Here is a 25,676-nt window from a genome sequence, read left to right as displayed (position 1 = left end):
ATAGATGGATTAACATCTGGATGGCTATTTTAGGTCACTTCTTCGCCCGATTTCCAGTTTTTTTTGACTAACCTCTCACTCAGTTGAAATTGCTGCTGGCAATAATTCCTGACGGCCCCGGCAACACGCGCATTTTTGTTTTGCTTTTTAGCCCCCTTCTCGGTATAAAACGCGGCGCGCGGCTCATATAAAATAAGCGCTCGATGAACTCATCGTGTCGCCACTTCCAGCCGGGTTAAGCAGTGAACTTTTAGCTTTGGCTTGGGGTCCGTTTCAGCAGAAGCGGCCGTGGAGGTGATACGAGATAATGAACCATCGTTTTCTGCTAATTCAGCGCAGCCGTTCTGGCGCGCATTTGATTCCCGCAACCCGCATTTTTAGTCTGCAAACCTGCCGATGTTATACCCATCTCGGCGCTTCTCAGGATTCCAGGGCCGGTCGCGCTTTGTGAAAACTGAACAAGGGCGCTCTTGTTAATACAAGAGTTTTCTCGTGGTTTCGCCGAACCTTGTCATACAGAGTTCGGATACGTGTTTTACAATGATATGAATAAGAAACCGGTCGCACGGTCTGGATTTCAGCATACTCTGCTGGGAAACGGAGCCGTTTATGGGTTGTTATCGCCGTATAACGCTGCGATAGTAGTCAACTGTTTTACACTTAATACAAAGAGTTGAGGTTCGCTATGTCTGACGACATGTCTTCTTTTTCGCCTTCGTCAGCGGGCGAACAGGGTGTACTACGTTCTATGCAGGAGGTTGCGATGAGCTCCGAGGAAGCCAGCAAGATGCTGCGCACTTACAATATTGCCTGGTGGGGCAATAACTATTACGACGTCAACGAACTGGGCCACATCAGCGTCTGCCCGGATCCGGACGTCCCTGAAGCGCGCGTGGATCTCGCGAAGCTGGTTAAAGCCCGTGAAGCTCAGGGCCAGCGTTTGCCTGCACTGTTCTGCTTCCCGCAGATCCTGCAACATCGCCTGCGTTCGATTAACGCCGCGTTTAAGCGCGCGCGTGAATCCTACGGTTATAAAGGTGACTACTTCCTGGTTTACCCGATCAAGGTGAACCAGCACCGCCGCGTAATTGAATCTCTGATCCACTCCGGCGAGCCGCTGGGTCTGGAAGCGGGTTCCAAAGCTGAACTGATGGCAGTTCTGGCGCATGCGGGCATGACCCGTTCAGTGATCGTCTGTAACGGCTATAAAGACCGTGAATACATTCGTCTGGCGCTGATTGGCGAGAAGATGGGCCACAAGGTCTATCTGGTTATCGAAAAGATGACCGAAATCGCCATCGTGCTGGAAGAAGCCGAGCGTTTGAACGTGGTGCCACGCCTTGGCGTGCGTGCGCGTCTGGCGTCGCAGGGTTCCGGCAAATGGCAGTCCTCCGGCGGCGAAAAATCCAAGTTCGGCCTGGCGGCAAACCAGGTACTGCAGCTGGTGGAAATCCTGCGCGAGCGCGGTCGTCTGGACAGCATTCAGCTGCTGCACTTCCACCTCGGCTCGCAGATGGCCAACATTCGCGATATTGCGACCGGCGTGCGTGAGTCAGCGCGTTTCTACGTGGAGCTGCATAAGCTTGGCGTAAATATTCAGTGCTTCGACGTGGGCGGCGGCCTGGGCGTGGACTACGAAGGGACCCGCTCGCAGTCTGACTGCTCCGTGAACTACGGCCTGAACGAATACGCGAATAACATCATCTGGGCGATCGGCGATGCCTGTGAAGAGAACGGCCTGCCGCACCCGACGGTGATTACCGAATCCGGTCGCGCGGTCACCGCGCACCATACGGTGCTGGTCTCGAACATCATCGGCGTTGAGCGCAGCGAAACCACCGAAGCGACGCCGCCGGCAGACGATGCGCCGCGTTCCCTGCAGAGCATGTGGGAAACCTGGCAGGAGATGCACGAGCCGGGCACGCGTCGTTCCCTGCGCGAATGGCTGCACGACAGCCAGATGGACCTGCACGATATTCACGTGGGCTATTCTTCAGGCACCTTCAGCCTGCAGGAGCGCGCGTGGGCGGAGCAGCTCTATCTGAACATGTGCCATGAAGTGCAGAAACAGCTCGACCCGAGCAACCGCGCGCACCGTCCGATTATCGACGAGCTGCAGGAGCGTATGGCGGATAAGATTTACGTCAACTTCTCGCTGTTCCAGTCGATGCCGGATGCCTGGGGTATCGATCAGCTGTTCCCGGTTCTGCCGCTGGAAGGGCTGAACCACGCCCCGGAACGTCGCGCGGTGCTGCTGGACATTACCTGCGATTCCGACGGTGCTATCGACCACTACGTTGACGGCGACGGTATCGCAACGACAATGCCAATGCCGGAATACGACCCGGAGAACCCGCCGATGCTGGGCTTCTTTATGGTCGGCGCGTATCAGGAGATCCTCGGCAACATGCATAACCTGTTCGGTGATACCGAAGCGGTGGACGTGTTCGTGTTCCCTGACGGCAGCGTGGAAGTTGAGCTGTCCGATGAAGGGGACACCGTGGCGGACATGCTGGAATACGTTCAGCTCGATCCGAAAACCCTGCTGACACAGTTCCGCGATCAGGTGAAAAACACCGGTCTGGACGACGCGCTCCAGCAGCAGTTCCTGGAAGAGTTTGAAGCGGGTCTGTACGGATATACGTATCTGGAAGACGAATAGTCGTTGATGCCCGTTGGCGCTGCGCTTACCGGGCCTACGAATGTAGGCCGGATAAGGCGAAGCCGCCATCCGGCAGAATGCTATACTCACTTGAACCCGTATGCATTACCGGCGATAATTCGCCCTAATAAGCGATTTACGAATCAATCCCTTCCTCGTCGGGTTTAACGACGCGGAGGGGATTTTTTTTCATCTGTTTTTAATGTATCGACTTTAAAAGAGGTCAGGACATGAGCACTTTAGGTCATCAGTACGATAACTCTCTGGTATCTAACGCGTTTGGTTTTTTACGCCTTCCGATGAACTTCCAGCCGTACGACAGCGACGCTGACTGGGTGATCACCGGTGTGCCGTTCGATATGGCGACATCTGGCCGCGCGGGTGGTCGTCACGGCCCGGCGGCGATCCGTCAGGTTTCCACTAACCTGGCCTGGGAGCACAACCGCTTCCCGTGGAACTTCGACATGCGCGAGCGCCTGAACGTGGTGGACTGCGGTGACCTGGTGTATGCCTTCGGCGACGCGCGTGAGATGAGCGAAAAGCTGCAGGCGCACGCCGAGAAGCTGCTGGCTGCCGGTAAGCGCATGCTCTCCTTCGGCGGCGACCACTTCGTGACCCTGCCGCTGCTGCGCGCCCACGCGAAGCACTTCGGTAAAATGGCGCTGGTACACTTTGATGCGCATACCGACACCTATGCGAACGGCTGTGAGTTTGACCACGGCACCATGTTCTTTACCGCGCCGAACGAAGGTCTGATCGACCCGAACCACTCCGTGCAGATCGGTATTCGCACCGAGTTCGACAAAGATAACGGCTTCACCGTGCTGGATGCGGGCCAGGTTAACGACCGCGGCGTGGATGACATCCTCGCTCAGGTGAAGCAGATTGTGGGTGATATGCCTGTCTATCTGACCTTCGACATCGACTGCCTGGATCCGGCTTTTGCTCCGGGTACCGGTACGCCGGTGATCGGCGGCCTGACCTCAGACCGCGCCATCAAGCTGGTGCGCGGCCTGAAGGATCTGAACATTGTCGGGATGGACGTGGTGGAAGTGGCGCCTGCCTATGACCAGTCCGAGATCACTGCGCTGGCCGCAGCGACCCTGGCGCTGGAAATGCTCTACATTCAGGCAGCTAAAAAAGGCGAATAAGCCTCGCCTGGCGTGAAAAAAAACCTCTCTATTGAGAGGTTTTTTATTGCCTTTAGAACACGTTAAACGGGTATTCCACGTAAGCGCGGATCTCGTCCCCGCCCACGTTGTAATCGCTGGCGTTGCTGGAGACGCGCAGCACGGAATAGCGCAGTTTCAGTTTCAGATCCTTCGCCGGGCCATCCTGCACCTGGTACTGGATCTGGTTAAACCACTCGTGCTCTTTGCCGTTGCTGGTTTCAGAGGTTTTAATATTATCCCCACGTACGTAGGCAGTGGTCCAGCTCAGGCCCGGTAAGCCAAGGCCGCCAAAGTCCAGACCGTAGGATGCCTGCCAGGAACGTTCATCTTCGCCGTTGAAATCTGACCAGTAAGAGTTTGCCAGCCAGATGGTGTTACCGCCATCACCCACGCCGCCCTTGTCGCGATAGCCGCCGTAGTTGTAGCCGGTACTGCCGCTGCTCTGCTGGTACGCCACTTTGAACGTGTGAATATCCCAGATGTAGCTCGCCGCCAGGCTCCAGATAGCGTTGCTGCGGCCCGTGTCGAGGCTGTCCGCGTAACTCTGATCGAGACGGGAGTTATAGCCGTTGAAGTCGAGCACCAGCTGCTGCCCGGTGCTGAACGGCTGCTTGAAGTTCAGGCCCAGGTACTGCTTGTTCATCACCTCTTCATTATGAGAGGCGTAAAGCGCGCCGCTGAACTGGTCGTTAAACTGGTAGCTCGCGCCGCCGAAGGAGAGGCTCTTCAGCCCGCTGTCGTGGCGGTCATCGCTTTTGCGCTGCTCGTCGGTGAAGTAGCCGGCGTTAACTTCCAGGCCGTCGATCTCTTTCGAGGTCAGCATGGCGCCGGTGTAGCTTTCAAACAGCAGGCGAGAGCTGTCGGCATTGACGATAGGCAATTCAGGACGCTGATTCCCGTAGCTCAGTACGGTATTCGAGATGCGCATTTTGGCGGTTGCGCCAAACTTTGCCAGATCGGATTTTGCCCGGCCGTCGTCTTCCTGCTTAAAGAAGTCGATGCCGCCTGCGCCGCTCTTGCCGCGACCGCCGTCCAGGCGCACGCCGTATTGAGCAATACCGTCCACTCCAAAGCCCACCAGCCCTTCGGTATAGCCGGATGCAAACGTGGCGATGATCCCCTGACCCCATTCGGCTTTGTCCTGCTGGCCCTGATGGTAGTCGCGGCTGATATACGCATTGCGGAAAAACAGGTCCAGACGGCTGTCGTCAATAAAACCCTGGCTGTCGGATTGCTGGCTTGCAGCGGCAGGTAATGCGGCAAATAAGCTTAAAGCAACTAATGATAATTCTTTTTTCACGGAGGGAACGTCTCTGTCTGGATATATTAATTTGAATAACTGCGGAGGTGATAATTACCGGAAAAAGTGACCTTTGCAATAATTATGTGACCAGACATTTCAATGCCATAGGGCAGATTTGGCGGGGCTTTCAGGGGTGTTATCGATACGTGCTGTTAAGTTAACAATTCATGCGAAATAAAAAGGAGGCAAAACTGCCTCCTCCTGAAATTATTTAATTCCGTCTGCGGCCATACGGTCGCGAATATGCTGCGCGCGTTCTTCTGAGGCCGGGTGATCGTCAAACATTGAGCTTTGGCGTCCCGCTTCCAGCTTGGCCAGTTTTTCAAAGCTGGTGGCTAAACCTGATGGATTAATGCCGCGTTTGCGCAACAGATCGTAGGAGTAGTCATCCGCCTCGGACTCCTGACGCTGTGAGAACTGAGAGTTAACCAGCTTTTCACCCACGTCGCCAAGCTGTGACTGTGACAGGCTGCCAACGATCCCGCCCGCAGAGGCCGCCGCTGCGCGGATGGCATTGGTGCCCAGGGCAACCTGCATCCCTTTCTTCACGTGTCCCAGGGCAACGTGGCCCATTTCATGGCCGATGACCGCTTCCACTTCGTTGTCGGTCATCATATCCATCAGTCCGCTATAGACGCGGATACAGCCGTTCGCCATCGCGAAGGCGTTGACGTCTTTCGCCATGTACACCTTGTAGTTCACCGGCTGGCCGTTGATGTTGTCGCCCAGCGCGGAAGCAATCTTATTCAGACGCTGCGTGTAGGTACTGTTGGCCGGCGCAAGCGTGGCTTTTCCGTCCATATCTTTACAGGCCTGGTCGCTCAGCGCTTTCACCTGCGCATCGCTCAGGGAATAGGCCTGAAAGGCCTCTGCCCCTGACGTCATCAGACCGTTAGAATCCATATTCTGACAGCCGCTCAGCAGGAGCGTTGTACCCAGGGCCAGCACTATTGCACGCATTTTCATGAGGTTGCTTCCGTACTCGTTAATCTGAATAAAATCCGAAAAGGTCACCGTCAGCGAAGCCGGTGTCGGGCTAAGTATAAGGAATATCTACAGGGCCGGGCGAGTAGATTGCGCAACATGCGAGCATGATCCAGAGATTTCTTAAGCTGCAAAAGAATGGTCCATGTACATGGCATGCCGCTTGGGTTACATTGTTGGCACTTTTTTCCGGCGTAGCCCAAAACGCGCTGTCGTCAAGGGCATGGCCTTTAACAGTCCGATCTGGAGTTAAAATGTCCTCACGTAAAGAGCTTGCTAATGCTATTCGTGCGCTGAGCATGGACGCAGTTCAGAAAGCCAAATCCGGCCACCCAGGGGCTCCTATGGGTATGGCTGATATCGCCGAAGTCCTGTGGCGTGATTTCCTGAACCACAACCCGCAGAACCCGTCATGGGCTGACCGCGACCGCTTCGTGCTGTCCAACGGCCACGGCTCTATGCTGATCTATAGCCTGCTGCACCTCACCGGCTACGATCTGCCTATCGAAGAGCTGAAAAACTTCCGTCAGCTGCACTCCAAAACTCCAGGTCACCCGGAAGTGGGCTACACCGCTGGCGTAGAAACCACCACCGGCCCGCTGGGTCAGGGTATTGCTAACGCCGTGGGTATGGCGATTGCAGAGAAGACCCTGGCGGCGCAGTTCAACCGTCCTGGTCACGACATCGTTGACCACTTCACCTACGCGTTCATGGGCGACGGCTGCATGATGGAAGGCATTTCTCACGAAGTGTGCTCCCTGGCAGGTACCCTGAAGCTGGGTAAACTGGTTGCGTTCTATGACGACAACGGTATCTCCATCGACGGTCACGTTGAAGGCTGGTTCACCGACGACACCGCAGCACGTTTCGAAGCCTACGGCTGGCACGTTGTGCGTGGCGTTGATGGTCACGATGCTGACTCGATTAAACGTGCAGTGGAAGAAGCGCGCGCGGTGACGGACAAACCGTCCCTGCTGATGTGCAAAACCATCATCGGCTTCGGTTCACCGAACAAAGCGGGTACGCACGACTCCCACGGCGCGCCGCTGGGTGATGCAGAAATCGCACTGACCCGCGAAGCGCTGGGCTGGAAACACCCTGCATTCGAAATCCCATCAGAGATTTACGCTCAGTGGGATGCAAAAGAAGTAGGCCAGGCGAAAGAAGCGGCCTGGAACGAGAAGTTCGCTGCTTACGCGAAAGCCTTCCCACAGGAAGCGGCTGAATTCACCCGTCGTATGAAAGGTGACATGCCGTCTGACTTCGACGCGAAAGCGAACGAGTTTATCGCTAAGCTGCAGGCGAACCCGTCTAAAATCGCGAGCCGTAAAGCGTCTCAGAATGCGATTGAAGCGTTCGGCCCATGGCTGCCAGAATTCCTGGGCGGCTCCGCTGACCTGGCGCCATCTAACCTGACCCTGTGGTCTGGTTCTAAGCCAATCAACGAAGATACTGCCGGTAACTATATCCATTACGGTGTACGTGAATTCGGTATGACCGCGATTGCCAACGGTATCTCCCTGCACGGTGGTTTCCTGCCGTACACCTCTACCTTCCTGATGTTCGTTGAATATGCCCGTAACGCCGTGCGTATGGCGGCGCTGATGAAACAGCGTCAGGTGATGGTCTACACCCACGACTCCATCGGTCTGGGCGAAGACGGCCCAACTCACCAGCCGGTAGAGCAGGTGGCTTCCCTGCGCGTGACCCCGAACATGAGCACATGGCGTCCATGTGACCAGGTTGAATCCGCGGTGGCGTGGAAATACGGCGTTGAGCGTCAGGACGGTCCAACCGCGCTGATCCTCTCCCGTCAGAACCTGGCGCAGCAGGAGCGTACCCCTGAGCAGCTGGCGAACATCGCTCGCGGTGGTTACGTGCTGAAAGATTGCGCGGGCCAGCCTGAGCTGATCTTCATCGCTACCGGTTCTGAAGTTGAGCTGGCTGTTGCCGCATGGGAAAAACTGACTGCCGAAGGCGTGAAGGCGCGCGTGGTCTCCATGCCGTCGACCGATGCGTTTGACAAGCAGGATGCCGCTTACCGTGAATCCGTTCTGCCTAAAGCGGTTTCCGCGCGTGTGGCAGTGGAAGCGGGTATCGCTGACTACTGGTTCAAATACGTGGGCCTGAACGGTGCCATCGTCGGTATGACCACCTTCGGTGAGTCTGCTCCGGCAGAGCAGCTGTTCGAAGAGTTCGGCTTCACCGTTGAGAACGTTGTCGCGAAAGCGAAAGAACTGCTGTAATCGCCGTTTTGCCCGGTGGCGCTACGCTTACCGGGTCTACAAATGGCTCGAAAGTAGGCCGGGTAAGCGCTAGCGCGCCACCCGGCTTTTTTTGCGTCATTATTCCACCTAAAATGTGACGCAAGTCATATAGCTCGCTTATTCATCTGGACAGACATTCCTTTTATTCCCCGATTCGCTTATTCTTGCTGAAGCGTTTCAGTCGATTAAATGTTCGACAATTGACCAATCAATCGCAGTTTGTGACAGCAAGGATTCCCCTTCGGGCGTAGCTGGATTACTCTTTCAGCCACCTCAAACTCAGGGATTGCTTTGCAGGAGATCTATGACCGTACGCGTAGCGATTAATGGCTTCGGTCGCATCGGGCGTAACGTGGTTCGTGCTTTGTATGAATCCGGACGTCGGGCGGAAATAACCGTGGTGGCAATCAATGAACTGGCGGATGCTGCGGGCATGGCGCATTTATTGAAGTATGACACCAGCCACGGACGTTTCGCCTGGGATGTGCGCCAGGAAAGAGATCTGCTTTTTGTGGGTGATGACGCTATTCGTGTTCTGCATGAGAACAGCATTTCCGGGCTACCCTGGCGTGAACTGGGTGTGGATGTCGTGCTTGACTGTACCGGTGTTTATGGCAACCGCGAACACGGCGAAGCGCATCTGGCTGCAGGCGCGAAAAAAGTCCTGTTTTCTCATCCCGGCAGTAATGACCTCGACGCGACAGTCGTGTTTGGCGTCAACCAGCATGAGCTGCAGGCCGAACACCGCATTGTTTCCAACGCCTCCTGTACCACCAACTGCATTATTCCGGTCATCAAACTTTTAGACGATGCGTATGGCATTGAATCCGGCACCGTGACCACGATTCATTCCGCAATGCACGATCAGCAGGTTATCGACGCCTACCATCCGGATTTACGACGCACTCGCGCGGCGAGCCAGTCAATTATTCCGGTAGATACGAAACTGGCGGCAGGGATCACCCGAATTTTTCCGCAGTTTAATGACCGGTTTGAAGCGATTGCCGTGCGTGTTCCGACGATTAACGTTACCGCAATCGACCTTAGCGTGACGGTAAAAAAACCTGTAAAAGCCTGTGAAGTCAACCTGTTGCTGCAAAAAGCGGCACAGGGGGCATTTCATGGTATAGTTGACTATACGGAATTACCGTTGGTCTCAGTAGATTTTAACCACGACCCGCACAGCGCCATCGTCGATGGTACGCAAACGAGAGTCAGTGGGGCACACCTTATCAAGACGCTGGTCTGGTGTGATAACGAATGGGGCTTTGCTAACCGAATGCTCGACACCACGTTAGCAATGGCCGCTCAAGGTTTCAGGTAAGACGCATCGTGCGTCTGCAAAACTTTAAGAATCAACGAGAGGATTCACCATGTCTGTAATTAAGATGACCGATCTGGATCTGGCTGGTAAACGCGTTTTCATCCGTGCCGATCTGAACGTACCGGTTAAAGATGGCAAAGTGACCAGCGACGCGCGTATCCGCGCATCTCTGCCAACCATCGAACTGGCTCTGAAGCAGGGCGCGAAAGTGATGGTCACCTCCCACCTGGGTCGTCCAACTGAAGGCGAGTACAACGAAGAGTTCTCTCTGCTGCCAGTGGTTAATTACCTGAAAGACAAACTGTCCAACCCGGTTCGCCTGGTGAAAGATTACCTGGACGGCGTTGAAGTGGCTGCCGGTGAACTGGTTGTTCTGGAAAACGTTCGCTTCAACAAAGGCGAGAAGAAAGACGACGAAACCCTGTCCAAAAAATACGCTGCACTGTGCGACGTATTCGTGATGGATGCCTTCGGTACTGCTCACCGTGCACAGGCGTCAACCCACGGTATCGGTAAATTCGCAGACGTAGCGTGTGCCGGTCCTCTGCTGGCTGACGAACTGGAAGCGCTGGGTAAAGCACTGAAAGAACCAGCTCGTCCGATGGTGGCTATCGTTGGTGGTTCTAAAGTTTCTACCAAACTGACCGTTCTGGATTCCCTGTCTAAAATCGCTGACCAGCTGATCGTTGGCGGTGGTATCGCGAATACCTTCGTTGCCGCTCAGGGCCACAACGTCGGTAAATCCCTGTACGAAGCAGACCTGGTTGACGAAGCCAAACGCCTGCTGGGTACCTGTGATATCCCGGTTCCAACTGACGTTCGCGTCGCGACCGAGTTCTCCGAAACCGCAACCGCGACCCTGAAATCTGTAAACGACATCAAAGACGAAGAGCAGATTCTGGACCTGGGCGACGTTTCTGCACAGAAACTGGCTGAAATCCTCAAAAACGCAAAAACTATCCTGTGGAACGGTCCTGTTGGCGTGTTCGAATTCCCGAACTTCCGCAAAGGTACTGAAATCGTTGCTAACGCTATCGCAGACAGCGAAGCGTTCTCTATCGCAGGCGGTGGTGACACCCTGGCAGCAATCGACCTGTTCGGTATCGCTGACAAGATCTCCTACATCTCCACTGGTGGCGGTGCATTCCTCGAATTCGTGGAAGGCAAAGTACTGCCAGCAGTAGCAATGCTCGAAGAGCGCGCTAAGAAGTAAGCCATTCAAGGGCAGGGAAACCTGCCCAATTTTCAGCGCGCTTTTAAGAGCTCGCACCTTTTCTAACGGCCGAAGATACAGGACTAAGCAACATGTCTAAAATTTTTGATTTCGTAAAACCTGGCGTTATCACTGGTGATGACGTACAGAAAGTGTTCCAGGTAGCTAAAGAAAACAACTTCGCTCTGCCAGCAGTTAACTGCGTGGGTACCGACTCCATCAACGCCGTACTGGAAACTGCTGCTAAAGTTAAAGCTCCAGTTATCGTTCAGTTCTCTAACGGCGGCGCTGCGTTCATCGCAGGTAAAGGCGTGAAAACTGACATTCCTCAGGGTGCTGCAATCCTGGGCGCTATCTCTGGTGCGCACCACGTTCACCAGATGGCTGAACACTACGGTGTTCCAGTTATCCTGCACACTGACCACTGCGCGAAGAAACTGCTGCCGTGGATCGACGGTCTGCTGGACGCGGGTGAAAAACACTTCGCGGCAACAGGTAAGCCACTGTTCTCTTCTCACATGATCGACCTGTCTGAAGAGTCACTGCACGAAAACATCGAAATCTGCTCTAAGTACCTGGCGCGCATGGCCAAAATGGACATGACTCTGGAAATCGAACTGGGCTGCACCGGTGGTGAAGAAGACGGCGTGGACAACAGCCACATGGACGCTTCTGCCCTGTACACCCAGCCAGAAGACGTTGATTACGCTTACACCGAGCTGAGCAAGATCAGCCCACGCTTCACCATTGCAGCGTCCTTCGGTAACGTACACGGCGTTTACAAACCAGGTAACGTGGTTCTGACCCCGACCATCCTGCGTGATTCTCAGGAATACGTGTCTAAGAAACACAACCTGCCGCACAACAGCCTGAACTTCGTCTTCCACGGCGGTTCCGGTTCTTCTGCTCAGGAAATCAAAGACTCCGTAAGCTACGGCGTTGTGAAAATGAACATCGATACCGATACCCAGTGGGCAACCTGGGACGGTATCCTGCAGTACTACAAAGCGAACGAAGCTTACCTGCAGGGCCAGCTGGGCAACCCGAAAGGCGAAGACCAGCCGAACAAGAAATACTACGATCCACGCGTATGGCTGCGCGCTGCTCAGACGTCCATGGTGACCCGTCTGGAGCAGGCTTTCAAAGAACTGAACGCGATCGACGTTCTGTAATTTGAGCTGCTAACAGCATCAGAAGGCCCGCAAATGCGGGCCTTTTTTTATGCTTTTTCAATACCCTGCCAGACCTGTTTTTGTGATCTGTTTGGCAAACCCGGCGCTTTTTGTTTACCCTTTACGAACCTGCCTGTCTCCATGGGGGATGGATTTTGTGTTTTGGTTTAACAAAAGGAAGAATAAATGGAACAACTCGATGTTGTAGACAGCATCAATAACGCCGGTAACTGGCTGGTACGCAACCAGGCGCTATTGCTGAGCTATGCAGTGAACATCGTCGCGGCGATTGCCATCATCATCGTCGGGATGATCGTTGCGCGTATCGTATCGAACGCGGTTAACCGCGTGATGCTGGCCCGTCACATTGACGCCACGGTGGCTGACTTCCTCTCCGCACTGGTGCGCTACGGCGTTATCGCCTTTACGCTGATTGCGGCGCTGGGCCGTGTGGGCGTGCAGACCGCCTCCGTCATCGCCGTTCTCGGTGCCGCCGGTCTGGCCATTGGTCTGGCGCTGCAGGGCTCGCTTTCAAACCTGGCGGCAGGCGTGCTGCTGGTCACCTTCCGTCCGTTCCGCTCCGGCGAATACGTTGACCTGGGCGGCATTGCCGGAACCGTGCTGCAGGTGCAGATTTTCTCAACCACTATGCGTACCGTTGATGGCCGCATCGTGGTCGTGCCGAACGGGAAAATCATTGCGGGCAACATTATTAACTTCTCCCGTGAACCGGTGCGTCGTAACGAACTGATTATCAGCGTGGCATACGACTCCGACATCGATCAGGTGAAGTCGCTGATTACCAATATCATTGCTTCAGACGATCGCATTCTGAAAGACAAAGAGCAGACGGTTCGCCTGAACGAACTCGGTGCTTCCTCCATTAACTTTGTGGTGCGTATCTGGAGCAAAAGCAGCGATCTGCAAAACGTGTACTGGGACGTGCTGGAACGCATTAAGCGCGACTTCGATGCCAACGGCATCAGCTTCCCGTACCCGCAGATGGACGTAAACGTCAAAAAAGTCAAAGAAGCAGAATAACGTCACCCATAGGCCCGGTAAGCGCTCGCGCCACCGGGCTTTGCTTTCATAAGCTCCGCTAATACCCAATTAATATTATCCATTTCCTCTAATGTGATTCGCGCAGTATAGTCAGCCTCCAGAACAACACTGCGAGAAAATCGTCATGCTATCTTATTATTTTCAAGGGCTTGCCTTAGGCGCGGCCATGATCCTTCCGCTCGGACCGCAAAATGCGTTCGTGATGACTCAGGGCATCCGCCGCCAGTACCATCTGATGATTGCCCTGCTGTGCGCGGTAAGTGATTTATTGCTGATCTGCGCCGGGATTTTTGGCGGCAGCGCGCTGCTGATGCAGTCTCCGTGGCTGCTGGCGCTGGTTACCTGGGGCGGCGTGGCGTTTCTGCTCTGGTATGGTTTTGGTGCCCTGAAAACGGCGATGAGCAGCAACCTCGAGCTGGCGAGCGCGGAGGTCATGAAGCAGGGCCGCTGGAAGATTATCGTCACCATGCTGGCGGTCACCTGGCTTAATCCGCATGTTTATCTCGACACCTTTGTGGTGCTGGGCAGCCTAGGCGGACAGCTGGACGTTGAGCCGAAACGGTGGTTTGCGCTCGGTACGGTCAGCGCCTCGTTCCTCTGGTTCTTCGGTCTCGCCATTCTGGCGGCATGGCTGGCACCTCGCCTGCGTACGGCCAAAGCCCAGCGCATCATTAATACCCTTGTGGGGCTGGTGATGTGGTTTATCGCTTTCCAGCTGGCGAAAGAGGGGATTCATCATGTCCAGGAATTGTTCAACTAATCCTTGTCTTATGGACAACTGAACAAGACCCGCTAAGCTTGCTGGCATGCGCCCTGTTAATGGGCACTCTTCGCAACATGGAGGAATAACAGTGAAGTTTAAGGTGATGGCCCTGGCGGCATTAGTAAGTTTCGGTGCGGTGTCGGTGCAGGCAAGTGAACTGCCGGATGGTCCGCACATCGTCACGTCAGGCACCGCAAGCGTGGACGCGGTACCCGATGTTGCAACCCTGGCAATTGAGGTGAATGTGGCGGCGAAAGATGCGGCGACGGCCAAGAAGCAGGCTGACGATCGCGTTGCGCAATACCTCTCTTTCCTCGAGCAGAACGGTGTCGGTAAAAAAGATATCAACTCTGCGAACCTGCGTACTCAACCCGATTACGACTACCAGAATGGCAAAAGCATCCTGAAGGGCTACCGCGCCGTGCGTACCGTCGAAGTGACCGTGCGTCAGTTGGATAAACTTAACTCGCTGCTGGACGGTGCGCTGAAGGCGGGTCTCAACGAAATTCGTTCCGTGTCGCTGGGCGTTGCGCAACCGGAAAAATATAAAGACGAAGCGCGTAAAGCGGCGATTGATGATGCCATTCACCAGGCGGAACAGCTGGCTTCTGGCTTTAAGAGCAAGCTTGGCCCGGTTTACAGCGTGCGTTACCACGTCTCTAACTACCAGCCAAGCCCGATGGTTCGTATGATGAAGGCTGATGCCGCCCCGGTATCCGCTCAGGAAACTTACGAGCAGCCGACAATCCAGTTCGACGATCAGGTGGATGTGGTGTTCCAGCTGGAGCCAACCCAAACTCAGCAAACTGAGGCAGCTAAAGCGCAGTAATTTACCCTCACCCTAACCCTCTCCCACAGGGAGAGGGAATCCAGGCGATTAATCCTGTCTCAACACCTTATGCCCGTATGCCAGCAGCGCGTCGGTGACGTTGCGCATCATACGGCTTTCCGGCGCAAAACGGTGCCAGTAGAGCATCCGGCGCTGATACAGCCCCGGCGTCAGGTCAATCAGCTCACCGCTTTTCAACTCTTTCTCAATCTGCAGGTGCGGGATCATGCAGCAGGTGGTGCCCTGGCGCGCAAGCTGCACGAAGGCTTCAGACGAGTTGACGATATGGCACGGCACGCTGCCAGGCGGCAGATCGAAGTTTTGTTGCAGGAACGCCTGATGCATATCGTCCAGATGGTCGAACGCCACGGCAGGGGCTTTCAGCAGCGCGGCTCGGGTTACGCCGTTGGGGAAGTAGCGCTCGGCAAAGGCTTTTGACCCCACAAACAGGTAGTCCAGTGCGCCCAGCTGATCGACAAGACAGCTTGGCAGCGCCTGAGGCTGAATACTGACGGCTCCAACCACTTCACCGCGACGCAGGCGCTCCTGGGTTCGGGTTTCATCTTCAACCTGTAAGTTCAGGCGGATAGGGGAATCTGCTAATACCGGCGCAAGAGCCGGCAGCAGCCAGGTTGCCAGACTGTCGGCGTTGACCGCCAGAGAGAGCAGCAGCGGCGTAGAGCCCGTTTGTTCGTCACCCAGCCACTCGTCTTCCAGCAATTCAACCTGGCGCAGCAGGGCGAGGAGTTTTTGCCCCTGCTCGGTTGGACGTGGCGGCACGGTACGCACCAGCAGCGGCTGGCCGAACATGTTTTCAAGCTGTTTTATACGCTGTGATACGGCGGACTGGGTGATGCAAAGCTTTTGCGCCGCGCGCTCAAAACCGCGTTCACGAATAACTGCATCAAGTGCCTGTAGTGTTCTGTAGTCCGGACGTTTCATTGCTCTGGCTGGCTCCTTAATTTTGCTTATTCTGCACTATGACACAATTTTCCCTTTGTGGCAGACGAATTCCATTCGACGTGTTCTATAATGCGCCCTGAGTTTTCACACCACAGGCAAAACGATCATGACGCAGGATGAACTGAAAAAAGCAGTAGGATGGGCCGCTCTCCAGTACGTACAGCCGGGTACCATTGTCGGTGTCGGTACGGGATCAACCGCGGCACACTTTATCGATGCGCTGGGCACGATGAAGGGGCAAATCGAGGGCGCGGTTTCCAGCTCTGATGCTTCCACGGAAAAGCTGAAAAGCCTCGGCATTACCGTTTTCGATCTCAACGAAGTGGATCGTCTGGGGGTTTACGTTGACGGCGCGGATGAAATCAACGGCCACATGCAGATGATCAAAGGCGGCGGCGCGGCGCTGACGCGCGAAAAAATCATCGCCTCCGTTGCGGACAAGTTTATCTGCATCGCGGACGCCTCCAAGCAGGTCGACATTCTGGGTAATTTCCCGCTGCCGGTCGAAGTGATCCCTATGGCCCGTAGCGCGGTTGCCCGTCAACTGGTGAAGCTTGGCGGTCGTCCGGAATACCGTCAGGGTGTAGTCACCGACAACGGTAACGTGATCCTCGACGTTCACGGTCTGGAAATTCTTGACGCGATTGCGCTGGAAAATGCCATCAACGGCATTCCGGGCGTAGTGACCGTAGGGCTATTCGCCAACCGTGGCGCGGATGTGGCGCTGATCGGCACCGCTGACGGCGTGAAAACCATCGTAAAATGATCTGATGGGGGGAGTCCTCCCCCCGCTAAAAAATTTTTGAAAAGCTAAATTTGGTGACTTGTGTCACGTTTTTACGCCTCTTTTGCCGATCCTGCCGCGTTTGTAAATTTCCATAGCATTTTCCTCTGACATTTTGCTCTGTATGACTTTTCTTCAGAGTGCCGACGCAAACGTTCATATTGCTGCAATAGTTTTTTTTGATATGTTGGCTACGGCGGATTCATATCCAGCACAACATCAGTTCAGACAAAAACAGGGTCGGGTAAATGGCAAAGGTATCACTGGAGAAAGACAAGATTAAATTCCTGCTGGTTGAGGGCGTACATCAAAAAGCAATCGATAGCCTTCGTGCGGCAGGTTACACCAACATCGAATTTCACAAAGGCGCGCTCGATACCGAAGAGCTGAAAGCGTCCATCCGTGATGCCCACTTCATTGGCCTGCGATCCCGTACTCACCTGACTGAAGAGGTTATTGCCGCGGCGGAAAAGCTGGTGGCTATCGGCTGCTTCTGCATTGGTACCAACCAGGTTGACCTGAATGCTGCCGCGAAACGCGGTATTCCCGTCTTCAATGCCCCGTTCTCTAACACCCGTTCCGTGGCGGAGCTGGTGATCGGCGAACTGCTGCTTCTGCTGCGCGGCATTCCTGAAGCTAACGCCAAGGCGCACCGCGGCGTGTGGAACAAACTGGCGTCTGGCTCATATGAAGCGCGTGGTAAAAAGCTGGGGATTATCGGCTACGGCCACATCGGTACCCAACTGGGGATTCTGGCGGAATCTCTCGGTATGCATGTCTATTTTTACGATATTGAAAGCAAGCTGCCGCTGGGCAATGCCACCCAGGTTCAACACCTGTCTGACCTGCTGAACATGAGTGACGTGGTGAGCCTGCACGTGCCGGAAAATGCGTCCACCAAAAACATGATGGGCGCGGAAGAGCTGGCGCTGATGAAGCCGGGCTCACTGCTGATTAACGCCGCGCGCGGCACGGTTGTCGATATCCCTGCGCTGTGCGATGCGCTGAAGCGTAAGCACCTGGCGGGCGCAGCCATCGACGTGTTCCCGACGGAGCCTGCGACCAACAGCGATCCGTTTACCTCTCCGCTGTGCGAGTTCGACAACGTGATCCTGACGCCTCACATTGGCGGTTCTACCCAGGAAGCGCAGGAGAACATCGGTCTGGAAGTGGCGGGTAAACTGAGCAAATACTCCGACAACGGTTCTACGCTCTCTGCCGTGAACTTCCCGGAAGTGTCTCTGCCGCTGCACGGTGGTCGTCGTCTGCTGCACATCCACGAAAACCGTCCAGGCGTGCTGACCGCGATCAACCAGATCTTTGCCGAGCAGGGCGTCAACATTGCCGCGCAGTATCTGCAGACGAACTCGCAGATGGGCTACGTGGTTATTGATATCGAAGCGGATGATGATGTGGCCGAGAAAGCGCTGCTGAGCATGAAGTCTATTGCGGGGACGATTCGCGCGCGTCTGCTGTACTGATAGTGCGGTTTGTGGTGTCGGGTGGCGGCTGCGCCTTACCCGACCTACTCTGAGCATTTGTAGGCCGGGTAAGCGTAAGCGCCACCCGGCTTTATTCTACCAGACCCAGATTTTGCTGGGCGTCACCACCGCCGGCAACGGCACATCCCATTTCTCCACCGGTAACGCCTCCACGCCCTGACAATCATGCGCATAGCCCACCGGCTGCAACCCGTACTGCTGCCAGTTTTGCAGCGTCCGGTCATAAAAACCGCCGCCCATCCCTAAACGCTGGCCCTGTTCATCAAACGCCACCAGCGGCGTGATCAGTACATCCAGCTGTGACAGCGGCAGCACGTCGCGCACGTCGAGTTTCGGTTCGGTGATTTTCAGGCGATTCACCACCAGCTCGCTGTGCGGATGGTAGTGCAGAAACAGCAGATTCCCCTCGCTAAACGGGTGCAGCACCGGCAGATAGACCTTCTTCCCGGCGCGCCAGAGTTGCTCTATCAACGGTTGGGTGTCCAGCTCGCCGTCAAACGACAGAAACAGCGCAACGGTATGCGCCATCAAGACAGGGGGATACGCCATCATACGGGCGGCGGCCTGCTGGGCAAAATGCGCTTGCTGATCGGAGGTTAACGCACGGCGGCGCTGACGAATTAGCTGACGGATGTCCAGGCGTGAAGCAGAAACTTCAGGGAATTGAGTCATGGTAGTCGGTAGAAGAAAAGAGAGGGAATCTCCGAGATGCCGCCGCAGGCTGTAACCCTTGAACCCTTGGTTCAAGGTGAATGTGTCGTCATAGTTTTAAGGCTTCTCGGACGGACCGAGCATGCTCACCAACCATGGAGCGCCACATTCTTGTGGTATGAAATATCGGCTCAGGGGACTGGCCCGCTTGCGAACATCTCAGAGAAATTTTGTCTTCACAGTTACTCTACCATAGTCAACTGAGAAGTGTTATTCAAACTTGGGTCCCGGTCTTTCGGGATTGCGACCTTGATCAAGCAATGCCTGTTCTATGGTCTGCTGGAGCATTTTAATGCGCTGCTCCATGCTTGCCGCGTAGTCGCGGGTCTTCGCTTTTTCCTGAGTCAGTTCATAGCTGATGTTCAACGCGGCGATGAAAACCAGCTGCTCAGTATTTGTGACTCTAGTGCGTTCTTTTAGATCTTGCAACCGCTGATTCAAATCGTCCGCAGCCTGATTCAAAGCATCCCTTTGTTCAGGCGGACAATTCACTCGCAGTGAACGGCCAAAAATCTGGAGATCGACGGGTTGTGCAGACATGCCACCTTCCTGCTGATTGACTGCGCTGCCTTCGCTTACGGCCCCGGGGGCTGCGAAGGGGCGACACTATAGCTACCCTGATGTGAAGATACAAGCCCTTTTCTGGTATCACCAGGGTCCAAAGTGGTAGCATATCATGAAACTTACCCCCTTTGACGACGAATGCTCATGTCTATACAGAACGAAATGCCTGGTTACAAGGATTTAAACCAGTTACTGAACCAGCAGGGAGTCGGTTTAACCCCTGCCGAAATGCACGGTCTGATCAGTGGCATGCTGTGCGGCGGAAACAGCGACAGCTCATGGCAGCCGCTGATCCACGACCTCACGAATGAAGGGCTGGCGTTTGGTCACGAGCTGGCGGAAGCGCTGCGTAAAATGCACGCCGCCACCAGCGATTCTCTGGAAGACGATGGCTTCCTTTTTCAGCTTTATCTGCCTGAAGGCGACGACGTTAGCGTGTTCGATCGCGCCGATGCGCTGGCCGGCTGGGTAAACCACTATCTGCTGGGGCTGGGCGTGACGCAGCCTAAACTGGATAAAGTGACCGGCGAAGCGGGTGAGGCGATCGACGATCTGCGTAATATCGCTCAGCTCGGCTACGATGAAGACGAAGACCAGGAAGAGCTGGAAATGTCTCTCGAAGAGATCATCGAGTACGTGCGCGTGGCGGCACTGCTGTGCCACGACAACTTTACGCGCTCACAGCCGACCGCGCCGGAAGTCCGCAAGCCAACCTTACATTAAGAAAAATAACGCACAGGAGGGTGTCATGGTTATCTCGAGTCAAGAGTATTCGCGCCGCCGTCAGGCGCTGCTGGCGAAAATGCAGCCGGGGAGCGCCGCGCTAATTTTTGCTGCGCCCGAAGTGACGCGCAGCGCCGACAGCGAATATCCCTATCGCCAGAGCAGCGATTTCTGGTACTTCACCGGCTTTAACGAGCCGGAAGCGGTGCTGGTGCTGATTAAGAGCAATGACACCCACAACCACAGCGTGATTTTCAACCGCGTACGAGACTTAACTGCTGAAATCTGGTTTGGCCGCCGCCTGGGGCAAGAGGCCGCACCGGCGAAGCTGGGCGTTGACCGCGCGCTGGCGTTTAGCGAAATCAACCAGCAGCTCTATCAGCTGCTTAACGGCCTCGACGTGCTCTATCACGCGCAGGGCGAATATGCGTACGCAGATGAGATTGTTTTCACCGCGCTGGATAAGCTGCGCAAAGGCTCGCGCCAGAACCTGTCCGCACCGGCCACGCTGACGGACTGGCGTCCGGTGGTGCATGAGATGCGCCTGTTCAAGTCTGAAGAGGAGCTTAACGTGATGCGCCGTGCGGGTGAAATCAGCGCCCTGGCGCACACCCGCGCGATGGAGAAATGCCGTCCCGGGATGTTCGAATACCAGCTGGAAGGCGAAATTCACCACGAATTTAACCGCCACGGCGCGCGCTATCCCTCTTACAACACAATTGTCGGCGGCGGGGAAAACGGCTGCATTCTGCACTACACCGAGAACGAAAGCGTGCTGCGCGACGGCGATCTGGTGCTGATTGACGCCGGTTGCGAATATCAGGGCTATGCGGGGGACATCACCCGTACCTTCCCGGTGAACGGTAAGTTCTCACCGGCACAGCGCGCCATTTACGACATCGTTCTCGAGTCTCTTGAGGCGGCGCTCAGGCTGTATCGTCCCGGTACCTCCATGCAGGAAGTGACCGGCGAAGTGGTGCGCATCATGATTACCGGTCTGGTCAGGCTTGGGATCCTGAAAGGGGATGTAGACACCCTGATTGCTGAAAACGCGCATCGACCGTATTTCATGCACGGCCTGAGCCACTGGCTGGGGCTGGACGTGCATGACGTTGGCGCGTACGGCACCGACCGTTCGCGCGTGCTGGAGCCGGGCATGGTGTTAACCGTGGAGCCGGGCCTGTATATCGCGCCGGATGCCGACGTGCCTGAAGAGTACCGCGGGATTGGCATTCGTATTGAAGATGACATCGTGATTACCGAAACCGGTAACGAAAACCTGACCGCCAGCGTCGTGAAAAACGCTGACGATATCGAGGCGCTGATGGCAGCGGCACGCGCATGAGCGTGATTATCGTTGGCGGCGGCATGACCGGGGCCACGCTGGCGCTGGCCATTTCGCATTTGACGCAGGGCCAGCTTCCGGTGCACCTGGTGGAAGCCGTTGCGCCAGAGGCGTCAAACCACCCCGGTTTTGATGCGCGCGCCATTGCGCTGGCGCAGGGCACCTGCCAGCAGCTTTCGCGCATTGGTATCTGGCAGGCGATAGCCGACCGCGCCACGGCGATCGGTACCGTGCACGTCAGCGATCGCGGCCATGCTGGCTTTGTCACGCTGGACGCGCAGGACTACCGGATTGATGCCCTGGGTCAGGTCGTTGAGCTGCACGACGTCGGATTGCGACTGTTCCGCCTGCTCCAGGACGCGCCGGGCGTCACGCTGCATTGTCCGGCGCGCGTGGCCAGCGTGAGCCGTAGTGAGGCGTCGGTTAGCGTGACGCTGGAAAACGGCACCGTTCTTGAAGGCCAGCTTCTGGTCGCCGCGGACGGTTCGCGCTCGTCTCTCGGCAGCCAGTGTGGCGTGGAGTGGCGCCAGCAGCCTTACGGCCAGGTGGCAGTCATTGCAAACGTCTCTACCGCAGCTGAACACCACGGCAGGGCGTTTGAACGCTTTACGCAGCATGGTCCGCTGGCGATGCTGCCGATGTCGGACGGGCGCTGTTCCCTGGTGTGGTGTCATCCTCAGGATAAGGCCGAAGAGGTTAAGGCCTGGTCCGACGAACGTTTTTGTACCGAGCTGCAGAAAGCCTTTGGCTGGCGGCTGGGGCGTATTACCCACGCAGGCAAGCGGACGGTCTACCCGCTTTCGCTGACCACGGCGTCTCAGTCTGTCTCCCATCGTCTGGCGCTTGTCGGTAATGCCGCACAGACGCTGCACCCCATCGCGGGGCAAGGCTTTAACCTGGGCTTACGCGACGTCATGAGCCTGGCCGAATCACTGGCGCAGGCGTGGGGCGAGCAAAAAGACTGCGGGGCGTATTCGGTGCTGAGTCATTACCAGAAGCGCCGTCAGGCGGATAAAGAGGCGACAATCGGCGTTACCGACGGCTTAGTCCATCTCTTTGCCAATCGCTGGGCACCGCTGGTTGCGGGCCGCAACCTCGGGCTGATGGCGATGGAACTATTCATTCCGGCACGTGACGTGCTGGCGCAGCGGACCCTGGGTTGGGTCGCACGTTAAGGAGTTATCATCGTGCAAAATGTTGATGTCGCCATCGTTGGCGGCGGAATGGTTGGACTGGCATTGGCCTGTGGATTGCAGGGCAGCGGCCTGCGCGTGGCGGTGCTGGAGCAAAAGCAGCCCCAGCCCGTTGCACCGGATGCGCCGCCGGAACTCCGCGTCTCGGCGATCAATGCGGCCAGCGAAAAGCTGCTGACGCACCTTGGCGTCTGGGCAGATATTGTGGCGCACCGCGCCAGCTGCTATCACGGCATGGAAGTGTGGGATAAAGACAGCTTTGGTCATATTGCTTTTGATGATGAAAGCATGGGCTATAGCCATCTGGGGCACATCGTTGAAAACGCGGTGATCCACCACGCGCTGTGGCAGAAAGCACAGCAGTGCAGCGACGTGACGCTGATTGCGCCTGCGCAGATCCAGCAGGTGGCATGGGGCGAAAACGAGGCGTTTATCACCCTGCAGAGCGGCGACATGCTGACCGCGCGTCTGGTAGTCGGTGCTGACGGTGCGAACTCCTGGCTGCGGAATAAAGCCGACATCCCGCTGACCTTCTGGGACTATCGTCATCACGCGCTGGTCGCGACGATCCGTACCGAAGAGCCGCACGGCGGCGTGGCGCGCCAGATTTTCCACAACGACGGCATTCTGGCGTTCCTGCCGCTTAGCGACCCGCACCTGTGCTCGATTGTCTGGTCTCTGGTGCCGGAGAAAGCCCGGCAGATGCATGAGGCGACGCCGGAGGCCTTTAACCAGGCGCTGTGCGTGGCCTTTGATAACCGCCTTGGCCTGTGCACGCTTGAAAGCGAACGTCAGGTATTCCCGTTAACCGGCCGCTACGCGCGTCAGTTTGCGGCGCACCGTCTGGCGCTGGTGGGGGATGCGGCGCATACCATTCATCCCCTGGCAGGACAGGGTGTTAACCTCGGCTTTATGGACGCGGCGGAGCTGGTTGAGGAGCTGCGTCGCCTGCATCGCGAAGGGAAAGATATTGGTCAGCATCTGTACCTGCGCCGCTACGAGCGCAGCCGCAAGCACAGCGCGGCGATGATGCTGGCGGGCATGCAGGGCTTCCGCGAGCTGTTTGCCGGAGCGAATCCGGCGAAAAAACTGCTGCGCGATATTGGCCTCAAGCTTGCTGACACCCTTCCGGGCGTTAAGCCCCAACTCCTCCGTCAGGCGATGGGTCTTAACGACCTGCCGGACTGGCTGCGTTAATTTAGACCCCTGTCACACTTTCTTTTCCCGGCCTCTGCGCCGGGGAAATTCCCTCGTTTGAAATATTCTAATTTCACGTCATTTTTCGCATTAGATAATCTAATGTCGCATTTTTCTCGTTACGGAAATTCGGCCCGATTTTCCGCACGAAATATCACCATGTGCTAAATCCTGTTAGAGCATTGTTAATTTTGTGCGGGGTTAATCGCATTTTTCCAGTGAATAACTCTGTAGGCTTTTTAGCGTTTTTTGGTCATAAGCTAATGTGATGACCCATTTTGCCTTATGGTTAACCGCCGGTTTCGGTGGTAAGTTCAGGTAAAAGAGAACGTTTGCGTCGGTGCCCGAACGCGGGGCCGATACCGGGTTTCACGGTGAATTTTTCAACGAGGACAAGATGGCTCAACAGACTCCTTTGTACGAACAACACGTGTTATGCGGCGCCCGCATGGTGGACTTCCATGGCTGGATGATGCCGCTGCACTACGGCTCTCAGATTGATGAGCACCACGCGGTGCGCACCGATGCCGGTATGTTCGACGTGTCCCATATGACGATTGTCGATCTGCGCGGTAGCCGCACCCGGGAGTTTTTGCGTTATCTGCTGGCAAACGACGTCGCCAAACTGAAGACGCCGGGCAAAGCGCTCTATACCGGCATGCTGAATGCCTCGGGCGGCGTGATTGATGACCTTATCGTTTATTACTTCACTGAAGATTTCTTCCGCCTCGTTGTAAACTCCGCCACCCGCGAAAAAGACCTCTCCTGGATCACCCAACACGCCGAACCTTATTCCATCGACATCACCGTCCGTGACGATCTGTCGCTGATCGCCGTGCAGGGGCCGAACGCGCAGGCGAAAGCCGCCTCTCTGTTTAACGACGAGCAGCGCAAAGCCACCGCTGGCATGAAGCCGTTCTTCGGCGTGCAGGCGGGCGATCTGTTTATCGCCACCACCGGCTACACCGGTGAAGCGGGATATGAAATTGCGATGCCGAACGAGAAGGCCGCTGATTTCTGGCGTGCGCTGGTGGAAGCGGGCGTGAAGCCTGCGGGTCTGGGCGCGCGCGATACGCTGCGTCTGGAAGCAGGGATGAACCTCTACGGTCAGGAGATGGATGAAGGCGTCTCTCCGCTGGCCGCCAACATGGGCTGGACCATCGCCTGGGAACCGGCTGACCGTGAGTTTATTGGCCGTGAAGCGCTGGAGATGCAGCGCGAGAAGGGTACTGAACAGCTGGTGGGTCTGGTGATGACCGAGAAGGGCGTGCTGCGCGGTGAACTGCCGGTGCGCTTTACCGATGCTGACGGCAATCCTCGCGAAGGCGTGATCACCAGCGGTACCTTCTCCCCGACGCTGGGCTACAGTATTGCACTGGCACGCGTGCCGGCGGGCATTGGCGAAACGGCGGTGGTGCAAATCCGCAACCGCGAAATGCCGGTCAACGTGACCAAACCGATTTTTGTTCGCGCCGGTAAGCCGGTCGCCTAATCATTTTTATCAGGAGAACTTCAATGAGCAATGTGCCAGCAGAACTGAAATACAGCAAAGAACACGAGTGGCTGCGCAAAGAGGCGGACGGCACTTACACCGTAGGGATCACCGAGCACGCGCAAGAGCTGCTGGGCGACATGGTGTTTGTTGACCTGCCTGACGTGGGCACGACCGTTAGCGCGGGCGACGACTGCGCCGTGGCGGAGTCCGTAAAAGCGGCATCCGATATCTACGCGCCGGTAAGCGGTGAGATTGTTGCCGTCAACGACGCGCTGAGCGATTCGCCAGAGCTGGTCAACAGCGAGCCTTATGAAGGCGGCTGGATCTTCAAGATCAAAGCCAGCGACGAATCCCAGGTTGCCGCACTGCTGGATGCGACCGCGTACGAAGCACTGTTAGAAGACGAGTAAGCCATTATCCCTCTCCCCTTTGGGGAGAGAGTAGGGTG

Annotated in this window: 23 protein-coding genes and 1 other RNA gene; 18 read left to right on the top strand and 6 right to left on the bottom strand. The window is 56.0% G+C overall.

The window, feature by feature from the left end:
* Positions 1–545: 545 nt before the first annotated feature.
* The 3 genes from yqgB (at position 546) to speB (ending at position 3,813) form a co-directional block, all read left to right on the top strand.
* Positions 546–677, top strand: a complete 132-nt coding sequence (yqgB, locus tag UR504_RS08820) for an acid stress response protein YqgB (RefSeq protein ID WP_127312443.1) — start codon at positions 546–548, stop codon at positions 675–677.
* Between the two features lie 8 nt (positions 678–685).
* Complete coding sequence (gene speA / locus UR504_RS08815; RefSeq protein WP_008499744.1) at positions 686–2,662, top strand: biosynthetic arginine decarboxylase; 1,977 nt, start codon at positions 686–688, stop codon at positions 2,660–2,662.
* A 230-nt stretch (positions 2,663–2,892) separates the two neighbouring features.
* Entirely contained in the window at positions 2,893–3,813 is a 921-nt protein-coding gene (speB, locus tag UR504_RS08810) for an agmatinase (protein WP_008499737.1), read from the top strand.
* Between the two features lie 52 nt (positions 3,814–3,865).
* On the opposite strand, the gene UR504_RS08805 is transcribed toward speB, so the two are convergent.
* Together UR504_RS08805 and UR504_RS08800 are read right to left on the bottom strand one after the other, a co-directional pair.
* Positions 3,866–5,134, bottom strand: a complete 1,269-nt coding sequence (locus tag UR504_RS08805) for an OprD family outer membrane porin (RefSeq protein WP_302237374.1) — start codon at positions 5,132–5,134, stop codon at positions 3,866–3,868.
* Between the two features lie 210 nt (positions 5,135–5,344).
* Entirely contained in the window at positions 5,345–6,103 is a 759-nt protein-coding gene (locus tag UR504_RS08800) for a M48 family metallopeptidase (RefSeq protein ID WP_021242066.1), read from the bottom strand.
* A gap of 272 nt (positions 6,104–6,375) precedes the next feature.
* On the opposite strand from UR504_RS08800, the gene tkt reads away from it, so the two are divergent.
* The 7 genes from tkt (at position 6,376) to UR504_RS08765 (ending at position 14,751) form a co-directional block, all read left to right on the top strand.
* Positions 6,376–8,367, top strand: a complete 1,992-nt coding sequence (gene tkt, locus UR504_RS08795; RefSeq protein ID WP_045355615.1) for a transketolase — start codon at positions 6,376–6,378, stop codon at positions 8,365–8,367.
* 325 nt (positions 8,368–8,692) lie between these two features.
* Positions 8,693–9,712, top strand: a complete 1,020-nt coding sequence (gene epd / locus UR504_RS08790; RefSeq protein WP_115876238.1) for an erythrose-4-phosphate dehydrogenase — start codon at positions 8,693–8,695, stop codon at positions 9,710–9,712.
* A gap of 49 nt (positions 9,713–9,761) precedes the next feature.
* Positions 9,762–10,925: a phosphoglycerate kinase gene (gene pgk, locus UR504_RS08785; RefSeq protein ID WP_023309116.1), complete on the top strand. Its 1,164-nt coding sequence runs from the start codon at positions 9,762–9,764 to the stop codon at positions 10,923–10,925.
* A 92-nt stretch (positions 10,926–11,017) separates the two neighbouring features.
* A complete protein-coding gene (gene fbaA, locus UR504_RS08780; RefSeq protein WP_008499731.1) occupies positions 11,018–12,097 on the top strand; it encodes a class II fructose-bisphosphate aldolase in 1,080 nt (359 codons plus the stop codon).
* A 186-nt stretch (positions 12,098–12,283) separates the two neighbouring features.
* Positions 12,284–13,138 carry a small-conductance mechanosensitive channel MscS gene (locus UR504_RS08775; RefSeq protein WP_111963216.1) on the top strand — a complete coding sequence of 285 codons (855 nt, stop codon included), beginning with the start codon at positions 12,284–12,286 and terminating at the stop codon, positions 13,136–13,138.
* Positions 13,139–13,283: 145 nt separating this feature from the next.
* Positions 13,284–13,919 (top strand): arginine exporter ArgO, encoded by a 636-nt coding sequence (gene argO / locus UR504_RS08770; protein ID WP_127732260.1) that lies wholly within the window; start codon positions 13,284–13,286, stop codon positions 13,917–13,919.
* Positions 13,920–14,010: 91 nt separating this feature from the next.
* A complete protein-coding gene (locus UR504_RS08765; protein ID WP_029739214.1) occupies positions 14,011–14,751 on the top strand; it encodes an oxidative stress defense protein in 741 nt (246 codons plus the stop codon).
* Positions 14,752–14,799: 48 nt separating this feature from the next.
* On the opposite strand, the gene argP is transcribed toward UR504_RS08765, so the two are convergent.
* Complete coding sequence (gene argP / locus UR504_RS08760; RefSeq protein WP_008499727.1) at positions 14,800–15,693, bottom strand: DNA-binding transcriptional regulator ArgP; 894 nt, start codon at positions 15,691–15,693, stop codon at positions 14,800–14,802.
* Between the two features lie 127 nt (positions 15,694–15,820).
* On the opposite strand from argP, the gene rpiA reads away from it, so the two are divergent.
* Together rpiA and serA are read left to right on the top strand one after the other, a co-directional pair.
* Positions 15,821–16,480, top strand: coding sequence for a ribose-5-phosphate isomerase RpiA (gene rpiA / locus UR504_RS08755; RefSeq protein WP_302237365.1), 660 nt, complete (start codon positions 15,821–15,823; stop codon positions 16,478–16,480).
* A 266-nt stretch (positions 16,481–16,746) separates the two neighbouring features.
* Positions 16,747–17,979, top strand: a complete 1,233-nt coding sequence (serA, locus tag UR504_RS08750; RefSeq protein WP_111963213.1) for a phosphoglycerate dehydrogenase — start codon at positions 16,747–16,749, stop codon at positions 17,977–17,979.
* 96 nt (positions 17,980–18,075) lie between these two features.
* Here the strand turns inward: serA and UR504_RS08745 are convergent, their stop codons facing one another.
* From UR504_RS08745 to zapA, 3 genes are all read right to left on the bottom strand, one after another.
* Positions 18,076–18,672: a 5-formyltetrahydrofolate cyclo-ligase gene (locus tag UR504_RS08745; protein WP_127732256.1), complete on the bottom strand. Its 597-nt coding sequence runs from the start codon at positions 18,670–18,672 to the stop codon at positions 18,076–18,078.
* Positions 18,673–18,696: 24 nt separating this feature from the next.
* A non-coding RNA gene (gene ssrS, locus UR504_RS08740) (6S RNA) lies at positions 18,697–18,880 on the bottom strand.
* 41 nt (positions 18,881–18,921) lie between these two features.
* Positions 18,922–19,251, bottom strand: a complete 330-nt coding sequence (gene zapA / locus UR504_RS08735) for a cell division protein ZapA (protein WP_006811891.1) — start codon at positions 19,249–19,251, stop codon at positions 18,922–18,924.
* Between the two features lie 168 nt (positions 19,252–19,419).
* Here zapA and UR504_RS08730 point away from each other — a divergent pair, with 168 nt between their 5' ends.
* The 6 genes from UR504_RS08730 to gcvH all read left to right on the top strand — a co-directional run bounded on the left by UR504_RS08730 (position 19,420) and on the right by gcvH (position 25,638).
* Positions 19,420–19,998, top strand: coding sequence for a YecA family protein (locus UR504_RS08730; RefSeq protein WP_029739212.1), 579 nt, complete (start codon positions 19,420–19,422; stop codon positions 19,996–19,998).
* 31 nt (positions 19,999–20,029) lie between these two features.
* Positions 20,030–21,343 (top strand): Xaa-Pro aminopeptidase, encoded by a 1,314-nt coding sequence (gene pepP / locus UR504_RS08725; RefSeq protein ID WP_302237569.1) that lies wholly within the window; start codon positions 20,030–20,032, stop codon positions 21,341–21,343.
* Positions 21,340–22,518 (top strand): 2-octaprenyl-6-methoxyphenyl hydroxylase, encoded by a 1,179-nt coding sequence (ubiH, locus tag UR504_RS08720; RefSeq protein ID WP_320739614.1) that lies wholly within the window; start codon positions 21,340–21,342, stop codon positions 22,516–22,518. Before pepP ends, ubiH begins: the two co-directional genes overlap by 4 nt.
* A 12-nt stretch (positions 22,519–22,530) precedes the next feature.
* Complete coding sequence (ubiI, locus tag UR504_RS08715) at positions 22,531–23,733, top strand: FAD-dependent 2-octaprenylphenol hydroxylase (RefSeq protein ID WP_302237354.1); 1,203 nt, start codon at positions 22,531–22,533, stop codon at positions 23,731–23,733.
* Positions 23,734–24,130: 397 nt separating this feature from the next.
* The gene (gcvT, locus tag UR504_RS08710; protein WP_302237351.1) at positions 24,131–25,225 is read left to right on the top strand and encodes a glycine cleavage system aminomethyltransferase GcvT; all 1,095 of its coding nucleotides are present in this window, start codon (positions 24,131–24,133) and stop codon (positions 25,223–25,225) included.
* 23 nt (positions 25,226–25,248) lie between these two features.
* Complete coding sequence (gene gcvH, locus UR504_RS08705; RefSeq protein WP_008499718.1) at positions 25,249–25,638, top strand: glycine cleavage system protein GcvH; 390 nt, start codon at positions 25,249–25,251, stop codon at positions 25,636–25,638.
* Positions 25,639–25,676 lie beyond the last annotated feature (38 nt).

The sequence above is a fragment of the Enterobacter sp. 241F3 genome (assembly GCF_034106785.1).
Taxonomy (GTDB): Bacteria; Pseudomonadota; Gammaproteobacteria; order Enterobacterales; family Enterobacteriaceae; genus Enterobacter; species Enterobacter vonholyi.
This window is presented reverse-complemented; position numbering and strand designations above follow the sequence as displayed.